Genomic DNA, 15,232 nt, shown 5'->3' with positions numbered 1-15,232 from the left:
ACTGTTTTTTATAGCAGGTAGTTCAGGTATTTAGTTTGTGATTTTGAACTATATTAGTTTGGTGGTATTTATGAATTTTATGTATTCATTGGCATATTTTGTTTGTTAGTTTAACTCTAGAAATAGCTTTTAACAATCTATTTTTACTACTAATTATTTAGTATTTGTACTATCTGATATAATCAGATTAGACAATAGACTGCCTTAAAGCATCTATATATTAGGCTTTTAAAACGTGATTTGCTCGGATACAATTTAAAAATGAAGATTCGTGTGGTTATGAGATAAAAATGATTGCGTAATCCGAAATTGTGTATAACGTCAATCTCATAACAAAGTGCCTATATTGGGTTCTTTGGTTTTTTTATAAAAAGAATGTCGAACACAGAAACCTCAAGTATATGCATATACCTATAGGTTATTAAATGTTTTGATGTACAAAATGCTTGTTGCATGCTAATTAATTTTTAAACCATGTAATTCAAAAAATAAAAACAATTTAAACAATGCTAAGAATAAAAGCGAAGTAGTTGCCTTCATAAAACAAAAAGACATGGAACTCAACTTATTGTATCAGAGGTATTGGCATACCTTACCACGAATAAGAGAGCCCACGCCTAGGTCGCGAGCATCTTACTTATCGTCTCGTGGTTTTAAAAACGCCAATTTTCTGATACGAGATTCAAAGCAACAGCTTCAAATATTTTCTATATGAAGAATTGCAAAATTAATATTTCTTAGGCTAATATAATAAAATATTTTAAATACAGGACTATAGTCCTTAGTTTTTTATTTGCTTTTTAACTCAATTTGTTCATATGCATGATTCACTTGATAAAATAGAACGATTTATAATAATGAAGGTAAGGGAAACTAGAGAAAAGAAAGGACTTACCCAAGTTGATTTATCTCTAGCCATTGGCAAAGGAACTACATTTATATCTGATATTGAGGCTCCTTCAAAAAAAGCTAAATACAACGTTATCCATTTAAACATTATTGCTATGGCGCTTGGATGTTCTTCAAAAGATTTTTGGCCAGACAAACCAATTCTTGAAGAAAAATATTTTTTTATAAATGAATTGAAGTCAAAAAAATGAGAAACCAAACATAGATTAACTTATATAGAAATTATTTATTTTAAATGAACGTTTTTTTAGCTGATATAAATAAATTAACTTGTCATTCAAGTTATAAATTAGTTCAGAAGAAGAGTTGGCGTGAAAACTCTTTTAAATTTGTGAAACACGAGCAAACTTTAAATGTGCTTGAACTTGCATTAGCTTTTTTTATTTAGCAATAATAATATCATATTTTTCTTCAAAAAACTTATCCAATTCAGCTTTGTCATTTTCATTGATAACAAATTCTAATTCCGTTTCATTTAAATCACAAACACCAAAATTTTTAATATAATTGCCATTAAATGAATAATAATCCGAAGTATAAGGTTTGCTGGTAGTTTTGATGTAATACCAGAAAAGTTTTGATTCCATTATTTTTTTTGCAAAAACCATTTCTCTACCAGTATGTCCAATTACAGCCTGTCCATTGTAAAACAGTAAATTTTCATCGGATTCCATTACGAAACTTGGAATTCTATCTGACATTTTCGGGAAAAACAATTTGTTTTCAACTTTTTCTAATGACTGGGTTCTTCCAAAAGCAAACCAATTTTCATATTTTCCTTTTCCTTTATCTCGACTAGCTAGAATTTTCTTTTTCTGTTCGAGATAATTATAAGCTTTTGGATAGGTTTCCTTAACATAATCTTCATCTAGTAAATTTGGTTTGGTATTATTGTCATATGGAAATATCACCTTTTCTTTTAAATTCTCTAACTCAACAGCTCGACTTAATCTATTAGCATTGATAATATCTTTGCAAATCCCTTTCTCTATCTGAAATAAGCTTCCATTTTGAAGATAATAATAATCCTCATCTTCTCTTACAGGATTAAATATGAATATGTCATTCTTAAGTGTAGCTATTCCGTGTCTTGTATTGAATAAGTTTCCAAATGGAATGCCTGTTGATTCTATTTTAGAAATGGTTTCAAAATCATTAAGATTCCAACCACTTTTTGATTCAAGTCCTGAATATGGAATTTTATTAAATTCTTTTTCTCTAGTTGGAAGAGACTTACTTTCTCCCTTGTAATATTTGATATAGTTTTTAGTCTTATTTTCAATAAGACAAACACAAGTATAGGTGTTTTTGGACTTAAAAACTTGTTCTGTACCGAAGTCAATAATTTTGAAACTTAAACTTTTAGTTTTAAAGTACTCTCGAAGGTTTCTACCATTTAAACTCTTGTAAAAAGTATTCATTGTAATTAAACCAAGAACTCCATTCTCATTTAAGTTTTCTATTCCTAATTGAAAAAACGGGATATATAAATCGGCATTACCAGAATTACTAACTTCAAATTTTTGAATTTTATCAATTGTTTCTCTGGTCATATTTTTTGCACAGACATATGGAGGATTTCCTAAAATTATATCGAATCCATTAAAATCTTCTAATTGATTTTTCCAATTAAATGTTAGTGCATCATCAGTAAATAGATTTGGTGAGAATTCTTCATCTTCTTTCTCAGAAAGAGCCAAAACAGACAAAAGAATTTTTGTTCTTGTAGTTGAATAATTTTGAATATCTAAGCCATAAATATTATTTTCAAATATTGATTTATATGACAACTTGGTGATTTTTTTTAGTTTTTTGGCAGCAGTAAGAAGAAATCCTCCGCAACCACAAGAAATATCAGCAATTTTCAAGTTATTAATATTACTTTTTGAAGTGTAAAAAGCACGATTTGTAATATATTCCCTTATGTATTTTGGAGTGTAAATAGCTCCATTAATTATTCTGTCTGATGGAGAAATCACAAATTCAAATAACTCAATCAATGCTTCTAAATCAAATTTTGGAATTTCAGTATTTATAACTAGAATAAAATTGTTTAGTTTTTTGTATTCATCAATGTTCTCATTAGTTATTATCAATGATTTTATAAATGAATTTTTAAGAACATTAATTTTATTTATTTTTAAAAAAGCAGACACAATAAGCCTGTCCACATCAATTGGAGTAGTGGAATAGGATTTTAAATATTTAAAAACTTGTTGTTTCACTTAATTATTGGTTTACTTTTAGATATTTCAAATAAGTAATAAACTCTTCTGCTAGTTCACTATGTATTATTCTTAGGTCGTTTTTTATATCTTTATTTTTAGGATTCTTTATTTCATTTTGGAGTTTAAATAACCTGTCATAAATTTCGTCTAATTTCCAAATTAGGCTATATCTAGATAAGCCTAAATTAAGTTTAGAATGCATATATAATGCTTCTTTGGAACTGTCTTTAGGCAAAATTTCGCCACCTTTGCCTCTTTTAAAATGGTCATTAAAATCTACATCACAAGGGTCGATATAATCACCTTCATCATCAGATTTTAGTATATTAACATAAGAACAACAATATACAAGATTCGAGTATTCAGTTGCTAATTTAGGGTTTTTAGAAAATGGTTTAAAATGGTCTATATGAAAGTTATTTTTGCCTCCGAACCAAAAATCTGGACAATCAGTATAACCACATCTTTTATTAAAATCATCTGCTAAAAAAGGTTTAAAACTTCTGTAGCTTTTATAAACTTTAGAACAAGTTCTTTTTGGGCTTATATTTCTAAATTTATTTGGCATTGTCTCCTAGCTTATTTAATAATGTATCTACTTTATTCAAAATATTATCTAATCTCGTTGAGTTAGATAATGTCTTAAATTCGCTAGGAATTGAATTTCTCGCGTCAATTGATTTTTCAAGAAAATCATCAAGAAAAATTATTCTATTTTCGATTTCAATATCAGCTTCGCCTGCTTCTCTTACTTTTACTAACTCCGTTAATTCATTTTTTGAATTGTCAATTCTCTTCTGATAATGTTCTATTTGGCTAATTACTCTGTCTAGAAATTGAGCTTTTGCTTTTCCTTCTCCTTCTTCTTTTTTATAAAGAATGTTTTTAACGTATACAATATTTACATCATCACTTTGGTTTACAGCTTCATCATCTAATGCCGTTAGAACAAAACAAGGAAAATGATTTCTAATTGATTCAAATTCTTCAACTAAGTCAACACCGTTATAAGGAACGTTGTAATCAATATCTGTTTTCATTTCGTTTAATCGAAAATCCGAAATGAGCGCATCTGGTGCTAATTTGATGATATAATCAATCATCTCTTCTTTATCCGCTAAAGGAAGTTGTGTAATAGCTTGTAGTTCTATTTTCGCTGGAAAATTTTCTACAAAATCTTCGAAGTCCTCCAAAGTTTCTTTTTCTTCATCGATAAACAATAATTTATACATAATCTATCTTTTATATTTTATTGGAAATGTTATTCTAAGGCCAAACCCTATCTCTGGGTATAAAAGTTAAGTCTTGCCATCATTTTCTTCTACTATAGATTTTATTAACCACATTCCTAAACCAGTTCCTTCTTCTTCTCCAGTGTGTAGATTTCTTCTTGTTGTATAAAGAGGTTCAAAGATAACTTCAGGTTCGCTAATATCCTTTGATAATCCAGGACCGTTATCATAATAATCTACTATTATTTCTTTTGACGTGCTCGAAACTTTAACTTTAATTACTCTACTTCTTTCTTCTTTCGATATTATAAATGCGTCAATGGAATTCACAAACAAATTGTTAAAAATACTATCTATATCAATTTCAAATACACGCATATCGAGATCTTCGATTTCGGTAATATCCATAGAAATCCCTCTGTCACTTAAAACTGTGTCCCAGTCATTTTTAAAATTTAAAAAATAAGGTTTTAAGAATAATTGTTTTCGTTTTCTTTTGTCTTTCCGCGTAGCACCTAACGAAAAATTCAACCAGTTTTGGAGTTTTAAATCTTGTTTTTTTATCCTTTCAATTTGTTTGAATGGATTTTTACTATCTCTAATTTCTGTATAATCTGATTCTGATATTTTTTCCAACATCAGAGTTTTAAGCTTTTCTGTTCTAGATGCTAAAACATCATTTAATTTGCTTAAATCGTGACTAAAAGAAGCAAGAACAATTCCACTACTGGCTAATCCTCTTAGAATTTTTTGTTCGTCTTTTAGTTTTTCAATTTCTTCCTCTTTTCTATTTAATTCACTTGCAAGAATTTCTTTTTCTTTATCTGATTCTGTTTGAGGTTCTTCCTGTGCTTTGTTCTCCGTAGAGTTATTATCTTTTGATTCTTTTTTTGCTCTACTTTTTGCGATTATTTCATTTTTGAGTTTTTCAGCTTTCTCTCTGTCTCGTTCTGGACCATATAAAATATTGTCATACTCATCCATTTCTCTCGCAATATATGACCTGTCTTTTTCAAATTCGGAAATAATTTCTGCAATCAATAATGTGAAAATTTTAAATGTTTTATTTTCTTGAAGCCCTTCACGACTTGATTTGTCCTCGAAGTTTACATTTGTTAGTCTAGAAATACTTATTGCACCAGCAACATTTTCTGGTTCAACTTTATATCCGCCTTCTTTTTTTGCTATACCTGCTGGACTTGTTGATTTTCTATTACCTAAACCTAACCAATCGAAAGCTACATTATTAACTTCTCCATAAGGTCTTACTCTGAAATTGTCCCTAAAAAGCTTAATTCCTCCGAATTTATTCAGCCAATCTTTTCTATTGTGAGACATAAAGTTTCTGTTAAAAAAACGTTTGGAATCAACTGAATTAGTTGCTCTTTTTAAAAAATAAAAAGTAAAGTCAAAAAGACCAATGTTATCAAAGATATTATCCTCATCAATTTCTTTAAAGCCTTTTAGTAAATTTGAAAAAGTTGTTGTTTTAGACCAAAATCCCTTAATAAAATCTGATTTTTTGTAATTTTCTTTTAGCATCGCTTCCCTTTGGAAAAAACCGTTTGGAATCAACTCTACATTATACTCATTTCTATAAACTGTTATTTTTACATTTTGATTTTCATCAGCTGAGGCAACCAATTTGTAATCAAAATCATCACAAATTGAACCTAGAACTTCTCCATATTTTTCAGGAAGTAAAGAACTAAAAACATAAATTTCAAAACCTCCACTTTCTTTTGGTGGAACTAGAACTTCTAAATCAGAATATACTTGGTCAACAAAATAATCTTCCCAGTTATCTCTTAAGTCATTGATTTTTAATATTGTTCCGAATTTAAATTCTTCTTCTGATTCAATCTTAGACAAATACTCTGCAGGAATCACTTTTAATAATTCCTCTTTCAAGTTGTCAGTATCCAATCCTATTAAAATTGCTCCTACTGAGTCTATTGTTTTATAATCCCCTTCAAAATCTTCCCAGTTTACTATCCATTTATAACCATTGTTATCTGTGGGATTTCCATCAATATCAGTGTCAGGTGCTTGTATTTCAGGATTTGAATTAAATATGGTTGTCATTTCACATTTACCTCCTAATCTATCTAGTGCAAAACGCCCAATTCCTTTAGCACCTGCCTTTACTCTGCCTGATTTAGTGAAGATGCTATTTGCCTTATTGTCCGTACCAATAGTCATCCAATGATCACGTATAATATTTTGAGTCATTCCTTCTCCTGCATCAATTATATAAAGAGAGGAGAATTTTGAAATTAAAGTTTTGAATTGACTTTTCTTATTATCATCAACATCATTTTTTATAGAATACAATTCAAAATCTTCTTGAAACTCGTAAATATCTGAAATTAAAGATTCTTCTATTCCTTTATTTATAAGCTCATTAAAATGTGCTTCATCAATTTCATTTAATAATGTGGAATATTTATTGTCAAAGTATACGATACAAATTTTACTGTCTGCGTCATATCCATTTTTCACTAATTCAATAATGGCTCCTTTTGAATTAGCAATATTTTCTCGCCCAATCAACCTAGCGGTTCTTGCAGAAACTTTAAATGGAATTCTATTTGCGTTCTGATTATCCATTTTATTCGTTGAATAGATTAGTTAGTTTAATATCTAAAACTTCAGCTATTTTTAAAAAAGTTTTGATTGGTGGTTGAACATCGTTAGTACACCATCTAGACACAGTAGCTTCATTTTTTTCCAATTGTTCAGCTAACCATTTACTACTTAGGTTTTTTTCAGCTAGTACAACTTTTAATCGATTGATATTGACTTTTTTACTCATATAAATTGCATATTGTGTAAATATATTAACTTATTGCTAATAATATTTACATTTTCAAAGATATATTATGTTATTTTCGAATTAAGAACCAAAACTTTATTTAACGCATTAAAAGAAAGAAAAAAATTAGAGCAACCTTTTAAAACTTTTACAGATTGCTACAATAAAAAATCCAATCAACATTTCTTTATTTTCTATACAAATAAAGGCTCTCAAATTAATGAAAGCCTTTAAAAAATTGCTATGAAAAAGATAGAGTATTTAAACTCTATAAATCAAATATAATATAATAATTAGATACTGGATAGTTAATTTAAATTGTTATGCTAAAAAAAGAGTCAGAAATAAAAAGGCATATTACGGTATGTAACTTAAATTTAACATAGAACTGTTGATAAAAAAAATTAACTGTATGAGATATTGATTGTCACTAAACACCTATTTTCATTATTATAATTACCCAAATAAAGAGTTCACTTCCCTATAAATTCGTTCAAAATTCAATCGTAATTCTACATCTGAATAGTTTGTATTTTTTTCAGGCATTTTCCGTTTAACAGCTTGTAATCTAGATTGTACCCTTTTACCTTTACCATCAGTAAAAGCGATAAATTCCTTCTGTAATCACAACCTACAAACTTCCATTTCTCCCAATTGAACTCTAACGTTATTGTTAATTCATTGATGTTAAGAAATTTAATTTAGAATGATTTATCAGCATAGATAAATTTAATCAATTGCAGAAAACTAACACAGAAGGTTTCATATACCCTATTAACAACAAACTCCTCATTAAATCGATTGATCAAAATCTTTAATATTTTCTTTCCCTCTCGCTTACAACTATTTCAACTTTGTTAAAATTCTAAATAAATAAGGATTTACTTATTTAGTTTTAATGCATATAATTCTATAATTATTATTTTTAACTATTTAATAATTACATAATTATTAGGCTCAATTGTTATTGCTCCAAGTAAAACTTTTTCGTTCTTTTCTAAACTAATTTCCACGTTGTTTTCACTAAAGTTGAAATAGCATTTAATAGTTTCACCATTATATGCTCTTTTAAATAAAATCAAATTATTTGAAAACGACAATTGTTCATACGTACCGTATTGTAAAACTGGCTCTGAATTTCGCAATAAAATTAGTTTCTTATACTCATTTAACAACGAATTTCTATTTTTCTCTAAAGTAGTAACATTTAAGTAAGTGTAATTTTCATGAACCTTAATCCACGGTTTATTAATTGAAAATCCAGCATACTTTTCACTACCCCATTGCATTGGACTTCTAGATTTATCTCTATTGAATTCATTTCCAATTTTCAATGCTTCATCTTTAGTTTTCCCTTCATTAATAGCTAAATTAAAGTGTGTACGACCTTGAACATCCATCATTTCTTCTAATGAATTGGCATTAATACTTTTCATTCCAATTTCTTCTCCATAATATATAAAAGGAACTCCCTTTGCCGTAAGCATTAATGCTGCTAAAGTTTTAGCTCTTTCTAAATTATTATTAGCTAAACGACTTATTAAACGTGGCATATCATGGCTTCCGAAAAACAACGTTGGATAATTGCTCATATTATTTTCCATACTTTGTAATTCATCAAATATCCGTTGCGCTGAAAATTCAGAAATACTTCCAAAATTAAAATTGAATACTACATCTAATAATTCTGTACCTTGGTATTGCTTTAGCACTTCAATTTTATCACTTCCAATTTCACCAACAATAAAACGATTATCGAATTCATTAATAGTTTTTTTAATGGTTTTCATAGCTTCTTTAACACCTTTCTGATTAATATCATACAGGTGTTTTTGATTTCCATTTTCATCTGTTGGATTGTCGAGAGTAATGCCTTCAGTAGTTAAAAAATTAATTACATCCAATCTAAATCCATCAACACCCAACGCTAACCAGAACCTAAAAACATCTTGAATTTCTTCTACAACCTTCGGGTTTTGCCAATTAAGGTCAGCCATTTTTACATCAAATTGATGGTAGTAATGTTGATTTGTAACACTGTCTAATTGCCAAGCTGAACCTCCAAAAAAAGATTCCCAATTATTGGGTGCATCTTTCCAAATATAATAATCTCTGTAAGAATTATCTTTAGATTTTCTGGATTCTTGGAACCATTTATGTTCCGTAGAAGTATGATTAACAACCATATCCATTATTACTTTAATATCTCTTTTATGCGCTTCAGAAATAAATTTCTTAAAATCATTTAAATCACCATACGTCTCATTTATTTGCTTATAACTACTTATATCATAACCATTATCTACCATTGGAGATTTTAAGAAAGGTGTTAACCAAATCCCTTTAATTCCCAAATTTTGAATATAATCTAATTTTGAAGTTACTCCTTTAAAATCGCTATAACCATCTCCGTTACTGTCTTTGTAACTCGGCATATAAATTTCATAGAAGACCGTTTCTTTCCACCAAGTTTCTTTAGTGCTTTCAGCTTTTTTTGTGCTACAAGAAAATGTTATAAATAAGAACAATGTAAATATGGATAATTTTAATGATTTCATTTATTTATAATTTTAATGATTTAGAAAAAATGTTTACATATATGCTACAATAATTTCATTTACATAATATTTTCCATTTTTAACTACTACTTTTGAACCGGTTGGAATTTCAACAATTAACCTTGAAGATTTTAGTGGTATTGTTATTTCCATAGATTTATACACATTTTTAGCAATTACTTGATGAGATATAGCATCGTATAAATCTATTTTTTTAGTATTTTTAGTTGTGTAAGTTACTATCTTTTCTTGTTGGTTAGAATTGTAAAGTAAAAATGTAGGATAGGCATCATTACGGTAAAAATCAGTTGCCAAACAATCTAATTTTAAAATTTCTGGCACATTAGTTGTTTCAATTATTGCACCTGCAATACCTACATGTCCACTTCCATAAACACTAAATTGAGAAACATCTGGGTTTCCTTCTACCCAATGAGGCCCATCACCAATAGCTATTGGAGCTTTCAAATTTTCATATTCTTCAAAATGAGATTCTTTTATTATACCTTCATAAGCTATTACACCTTTTGTATGATGTTTAAGCTCTGGAATTGATTGATGTTCATCTGCAATTTCATAAGGGTAAAAAAGTTTTAAAGCATTACTTGCATTTAACATCCATTTTCCAATAATATTGGCATATCTCGAATCATATCTAACCATTGGAACCACTGGCCACATGGTATCATACGTATTCATTAAAAAACCAAATCCTCCGTGATCAACTGTACTTCCAACTATTCCAGACACATCATATCCATTCCAATTATCGGCTAAAACTCCCCAACCTTCTCTGCAATCTGGCGTTCCGTTAAACGTCCATTCAATAATTTTGGTATAATCATAATTAGTTCCCTCCTCAGCATTTAAACGTGCTGCAACATAAGCTCCAAATGGCATTAAAATTTCATAAAACCTATTGTCTTGTTGAGCTAAAAGTGCTTCTAAAGATGATTTAGCTCCTTCTAAATATTTAGGATCTTGAAATTTCTGATACGCTGCATACAAAACATACGCATGACCTGCTGCTGCATCCTCTTGCTTGCAAATCCAATTATCCTTAGGTTCTAAAGTTGAATAATCAAAAAAGGAATGTTGATAATTACCAGCTAAAATAGAATCTGCCTTGTAAAATTTATCTGCAACAGATTTCATAATAATTGTATAATCTTTTTCTTCAGGATAAAAATTAGCTACTCCGTAAAATAAAACATTTGGATATACATCATACCACCAATCTCTTGCATAACCACCACCTAATAAAGCTACTTCTGGACTGGTATTATTCATTACAATATCCCAACCTGTTTCAGAATTAAAATAATTCTTTAACATACCTACATAATTTTTACCATTTTGATTTGATTTATCAATTCCAACAAGTGATGCTCCAAACACAGAACCAATAGTTGCTAGCGATTCGTGAAAAATACCATTATTATTTTCGGGTCCTTGTCTTAAATCTCCCATAGCTGTGTATATTCCAAAAGTTTCTTGATTGAAATTTTTTCGTGTATTATCACTCCAAATTAATGGCCAATAATCTCCTATCTGAGTATCATCGAAGACCAAAGAATCATAACCTTTTGCTAAAGTTTTAAAGTCAATTATTTTAAAAGGTTGTGGAATGTCAGGCATCGCATCAACACGATCTAATGTAAGTTGTTGAATTGGATTCTCTATTTTTAATTTAGACTCTTTAGTTGTACAAGAATTAAGACCTAAACTAAGTACTAAAATTACTATATATATTATTTTATACATTTTACTGAGTGATTTTATTTTCTGTTATAACTATTTCTTTTTCCAAAGTTTCTTGTTGTTTTAAAAGTTGTTTTGCTATAATTATTGAAAACAACTGAAGTACCCCAATAATTAATAAAGCATACCTTAATGCTATATCTGCATTTATAAAAAAAGCAATTATCAAAAAAGTACCTGCACCAATAAAACGCCCGACAAATAATCCAAATTCATGATTCAAGATATAAGAAAATTCATTTCTATTTTCAATTTTTGACAATACATCAATTACTTTTAACTGAATTGGAAAATAGGCAATATCTAAAACTGGTCTCGCTATTAACAAAAGGAACATAAAAAGGATGACCCCTGTTGAGTTAAAAAGTAATCCATTAAAAAATGAAGCCATAAAAAAGCAAATTAAACCAACTGAAAAAATAACTAATCTGTGTTTGGGTTTTGATAGTTTTCCTAAAATAAGCATTATTACAGCTGCAATAACTGCCCCTATCGAAATAGCCGAACCTAATGCTCCTTCGGAATTAAAAAATTTCATCATTAACATAGCCGGTGCAGTTACTATAAAACCTTGGGCTAACCCTTTTAAAACAGATAGTTGAAGCATTTTTCCCCAAAGTTTATGAAATTTAAAATATAGAAACTTCTCGCTCTTTGGTTTTTCATAAGTTCCAAAATGAAATACTATGGAAGCAATAATAGTAATAATAAAAACAATAGTTGTTATAACTCTGTAGCCAGAATTTACGGCTTCATTTGAACCAATACCAGAATCACTATTACCTTTCATTAAATACCACCCAATTAAAACAGGTACTGTTGATGCAATAATTGTATAAATAAAGGTTTCTAACCCATAATAAAAATTCCGGGTTCTATCTTTTGTAGTTGAAAGTACTAAATAATCTCTATTCGCCCAATACAATCCAAAAGACATTCCCATAATTAAACCAGCAGACATCAACCCAAAATAACTAATTTCATCTAGAGACATCATAAATACCATTGAAACTCCGCTAAGTAACATACCTAATGAAAACAATCTTTTTACATTAATTTTATTTAACAAATACCCATTAATTAAAAATGTAATTGGAATTCCAATATAAATAGCCAATTGATATAAAATAACTTTTGATGGATCATTTGAATTCCTCATAATATATGAAGCTACAAAAATATCTATGACTGGTAGTACAAACGCATAAATTGTATTGGTAATTATTAATATTTTTGCACTTCTTGTAAAATCTCTTAAACCTACTTTAGCTAAATCCATAATTATTGTCCTAGTGTTTTTAAAATTTCTTTAATAGAGAAAGTTGCCAATCCTACAAATTCATCTGCAGCTCCGTAATACATATTAATTAAATCTCCGTTAACTTTATGACCATTTGTAAAAATTACTTCTCCAAAAAAGCCTGTTAATTCATATACTGCTGATGGTTCCATTATTGGTTCTTCAGATCTTGAAATCACCTTAGAAGGATCTTCTAAGTCCAATAAAATCACGCCTAAACAATACCTGTTTTTTTCTGTTGCCCCATGATAAATTTCTAACCAACCTTTCTCAGTTTTTATAGGTGCTGCTCCTGCCCCTAAACGTTTACTATCAAATTTTCCTTGTCGTGTTTTTGCTATACACTTATGATTACCCCAATGAATAGCATCCGGAGACTCAGCTAACCAGATATAATTACCGCCCAATTCAGGACTGCTAGGTCTATGTAAAGCATAATATTTACCGTTTATCTTTTCTTCAAAAATGGCACAATCTTTATTGTGCGGGCTGAAAATCATTCCTTTTTTTTCGAAATTTTTCCAATCCTTTGTGGTTCTTAAACCTACTCCAACTCCATTAACAGAAACCATTGTATAAGTCAAATGATATATGTCTTCAATTTTTGAAACTCTGCAATCTTCAATCCCATAAGATTCGTATTCACCTTCTCCAAAAAGTGAAGGATATTCTTTAGATTCTTTAAAAATTATTCCATCATCACTAAAAAGCAATCTTAAATGAGAAATTGTTGTTAAATAATCCATTCCATCATAATTAATCACTCTAGCATCTGAGGCATCTAATTTGGGATCATTTAGTTTAAAATCTATAATTTCAACAGTTCCTTTACTATTATAAATAGGAACAGATAACATTCCTTCTTTTTGAATTGTTCGTTCTGCGACACGAACAAGAAGTCCTATTTTCCCGTTAAATTCAAACACACCAGGATTTAATAAACACTCAATAATCATGCTTTTATTACTAGGTTTCAAATCTTTTGGAGCTAATAAAGGATTGTGTTTATATCTTTTTGCAATATTTGCCATATTCCTATTTTATATTAATTAATTTTTTTAATTGTAATTCTAATTTATTTTTAAAGAATTATTTAACTTTTTCTAGTTCCAGTAAAATCAATAAACTTTCTATGGTTGATTCAGCCCCAGAGTTTTTATTCACTTCATTTTGACCTGTAACACCATCAAAACAAACTCCGTTACTTGGGTTATAAATGGTATTATTAGCATCATTTATACCAGACAACCATGCCCCTAACTGTTTAGCAATAATTAAATTTTTTTCATCATTCGAATACTTATATGCTTCAGATGCTGCCCAAAGCATAGGTCTTATTCCGTACGCAATTTGAGGGTACTTATTTCTTTCTTTTTCAATAAAAGAATCATCTGATTTTTGTATCCAAAAAGCTTCAGCATAACCATTTTGTATCATCTTAGGATAAAAATTTTCAATTTCATTTAACGCACTATCAATATATTCTTGATTGTTAAATTCTTTTCCTGCTTTTAATAATGCATAAGCCTGGTTGTTTCCCCAAGCATGCCATAAATTTTCAAAGCTTAAAAAAGCTCCATATGGATAATTATCTTTATCGCCTTTTTGCATAATCATTATTCCTTTTGCCAAACCATCAATCATTAATTTAACATCATTGTCTGCTGTTCTTTCAATATTTTTTAAGAGTCCTAGTATCAACAACGCCGATTTATCTGAAGCATTTCTTCCTACTAACCAAGTAGGAAACTCTATAGAATCAATAAATTCAGTATTTAAAGCCGTCATAGGAAGATCTCGTTTAATATTTATTATTAATCTCTCAATAGCTAATTCAATTCTATCAGCTATTTCTTTATTGGATTTTAAAAATGGATATACCATTTCTAACCCCCATAAAGCCCTGAGAGACCACCAATCAAGTATTGCAATTGAAGTGGAATATGTTTTATTTATAGAGAGGTCTCCCCATAAAAAATTATTAAAATACCCATTTTCATTTTGCATTTGCAATACAAATTCAGTAAGGTTTTCTATCTTTCTCAAAGCAACTTCATCAGTACCAAATACTTCTAAATATTTTGACAACATTACAATTGCCCTAGCCACATCATCTACACAAGTAAAACCTTCATTAGGCTCTATTGCATAATTATAGCTTGGATATTCACTATAGATATGAACTATTCCAACTTTTTTTTCATTAAAAATAATTTCTTTATAAAGATGATTAAAATGACTAAAATTTATAGCTTCATTCTCAATAGGAGGAGATTGAATAATCTCTTCGTTTGGAGGTAAAGTGGTTTCTTCTTGGATTTTATCAGGAAATATGTGTTCACTTTTATTACATGAAAATAATAAAAATGATACTATCAAAAAAATTATATTTTTTCTAATTACAAACAACATCTTTGCCATTTTTTTGG

Annotated in this window: 11 protein-coding genes; 1 reads left to right on the top strand and 10 read right to left on the bottom strand. The window is 28.9% G+C overall.

Translation table 11 applies throughout. From position 1 onward, the window contains the following. Positions 1–857 precede the first annotated feature (857 nt). Complete coding sequence (locus MKD41_RS01675; protein ID WP_240243718.1) at positions 858–1,100, top strand: helix-turn-helix domain-containing protein; 243 nt, start codon at positions 858–860, stop codon at positions 1,098–1,100. A gap of 189 nt (positions 1,101–1,289) precedes the next feature. Here the strand turns inward: MKD41_RS01675 and MKD41_RS01670 are convergent, their stop codons facing one another. The 10 genes from MKD41_RS01670 to MKD41_RS01625 all read right to left on the bottom strand — a co-directional run bounded on the left by MKD41_RS01670 (position 1,290) and on the right by MKD41_RS01625 (position 15,182). Beyond that, entirely contained in the window at positions 1,290–3,134 is a 1,845-nt protein-coding gene (locus tag MKD41_RS01670; RefSeq protein ID WP_240243717.1) for an Eco57I restriction-modification methylase domain-containing protein, read from the bottom strand. 4 nt (positions 3,135–3,138) lie between these two features. Beyond that, entirely contained in the window at positions 3,139–3,705 is a 567-nt protein-coding gene (locus tag MKD41_RS01665) for a hypothetical protein (protein WP_240243716.1), read from the bottom strand. Further along, positions 3,695–4,369 carry a hypothetical protein gene (locus MKD41_RS01660; protein ID WP_240243715.1) on the bottom strand — a complete coding sequence of 225 codons (675 nt, stop codon included), beginning with the start codon at positions 4,367–4,369 and terminating at the stop codon, positions 3,695–3,697. Before MKD41_RS01660 ends, MKD41_RS01665 begins: the two co-directional genes overlap by 11 nt. Before the next feature lie 66 nt (positions 4,370–4,435). After that, positions 4,436–6,979 (bottom strand): ATP-binding protein, encoded by a 2,544-nt coding sequence (locus MKD41_RS01655; RefSeq protein WP_240243714.1) that lies wholly within the window; start codon positions 6,977–6,979, stop codon positions 4,436–4,438. A gap of 1 nt (position 6,980) precedes the next feature. Next, positions 6,981–7,184 carry a helix-turn-helix transcriptional regulator gene (locus MKD41_RS01650; RefSeq protein WP_240243713.1) on the bottom strand — a complete coding sequence of 68 codons (204 nt, stop codon included), beginning with the start codon at positions 7,182–7,184 and terminating at the stop codon, positions 6,981–6,983. A gap of 929 nt (positions 7,185–8,113) precedes the next feature. After that, a complete protein-coding gene (locus MKD41_RS01645; protein ID WP_240243712.1) occupies positions 8,114–9,742 on the bottom strand; it encodes a glycoside hydrolase family 13 protein in 1,629 nt (542 codons plus the stop codon). A gap of 33 nt (positions 9,743–9,775) precedes the next feature. Continuing rightward, positions 9,776–11,506 carry a hypothetical protein gene (locus MKD41_RS01640; RefSeq protein ID WP_240243711.1) on the bottom strand — a complete coding sequence of 577 codons (1,731 nt, stop codon included), beginning with the start codon at positions 11,504–11,506 and terminating at the stop codon, positions 9,776–9,778. Position 11,507: 1 nt separating this feature from the next. Next, entirely contained in the window at positions 11,508–12,782 is a 1,275-nt protein-coding gene (locus MKD41_RS01635) for an MFS transporter (RefSeq protein WP_240243710.1), read from the bottom strand. A gap of 2 nt (positions 12,783–12,784) precedes the next feature. Beyond that, positions 12,785–13,834: a glycoside hydrolase family 130 protein gene (locus MKD41_RS01630; protein WP_240243709.1), complete on the bottom strand. Its 1,050-nt coding sequence runs from the start codon at positions 13,832–13,834 to the stop codon at positions 12,785–12,787. A 58-nt stretch (positions 13,835–13,892) separates the two neighbouring features. Then, positions 13,893–15,182 (bottom strand): hypothetical protein, encoded by a 1,290-nt coding sequence (locus MKD41_RS01625; RefSeq protein WP_240243708.1) that lies wholly within the window; start codon positions 15,180–15,182, stop codon positions 13,893–13,895. Between the last annotated feature and the right edge of the window lie 50 nt (positions 15,183–15,232).

The sequence above is a fragment of the Lutibacter sp. A64 genome (assembly GCF_022429565.1).
Classification (GTDB): Bacteria; Bacteroidota; Bacteroidia; order Flavobacteriales; family Flavobacteriaceae; genus Lutibacter.
The sequence above is the reverse complement of the archived record's forward strand: the minus strand, read 5'-3'. Positions and strand labels throughout refer to the sequence as shown.

Bases quoted from the DNA above. Each gene is read 5' to 3' on its own strand.
- MKD41_RS01665 (WP_240243716.1), bottom strand. From the start codon at position 3,705: ATGCCAAATAAATTTAGAAATATAAGCCCAAAAAGAACTTGTTCTAAA.
- MKD41_RS01635 (WP_240243710.1), bottom strand. From the start codon at position 12,782: ATGGATTTAGCTAAAGTAGGTTTAAGAGATTTTACAAGAAGTGCAAAA.
- MKD41_RS01645 (WP_240243712.1), bottom strand. From the start codon at position 9,742: ATGAAATCATTAAAATTATCCATATTTACATTGTTCTTATTTATAACA.
- MKD41_RS01650 (WP_240243713.1), bottom strand. From the start codon at position 7,184: ATGAGTAAAAAAGTCAATATCAATCGATTAAAAGTTGTACTAGCTGAA.
- MKD41_RS01630 (WP_240243709.1), bottom strand. From the start codon at position 13,834: ATGGCAAATATTGCAAAAAGATATAAACACAATCCTTTATTAGCTCCA.
- MKD41_RS01660 (WP_240243715.1), bottom strand. From the start codon at position 4,369: ATGTATAAATTATTGTTTATCGATGAAGAAAAAGAAACTTTGGAGGAC.
- MKD41_RS01640 (WP_240243711.1), bottom strand. From the start codon at position 11,506: ATGTATAAAATAATATATATAGTAATTTTAGTACTTAGTTTAGGTCTT.
- MKD41_RS01655 (WP_240243714.1), bottom strand. From the start codon at position 6,979: ATGGATAATCAGAACGCAAATAGAATTCCATTTAAAGTTTCTGCAAGA.
- MKD41_RS01675 (WP_240243718.1), top strand. From the start codon at position 858: ATGAAGGTAAGGGAAACTAGAGAAAAGAAAGGACTTACCCAAGTTGAT.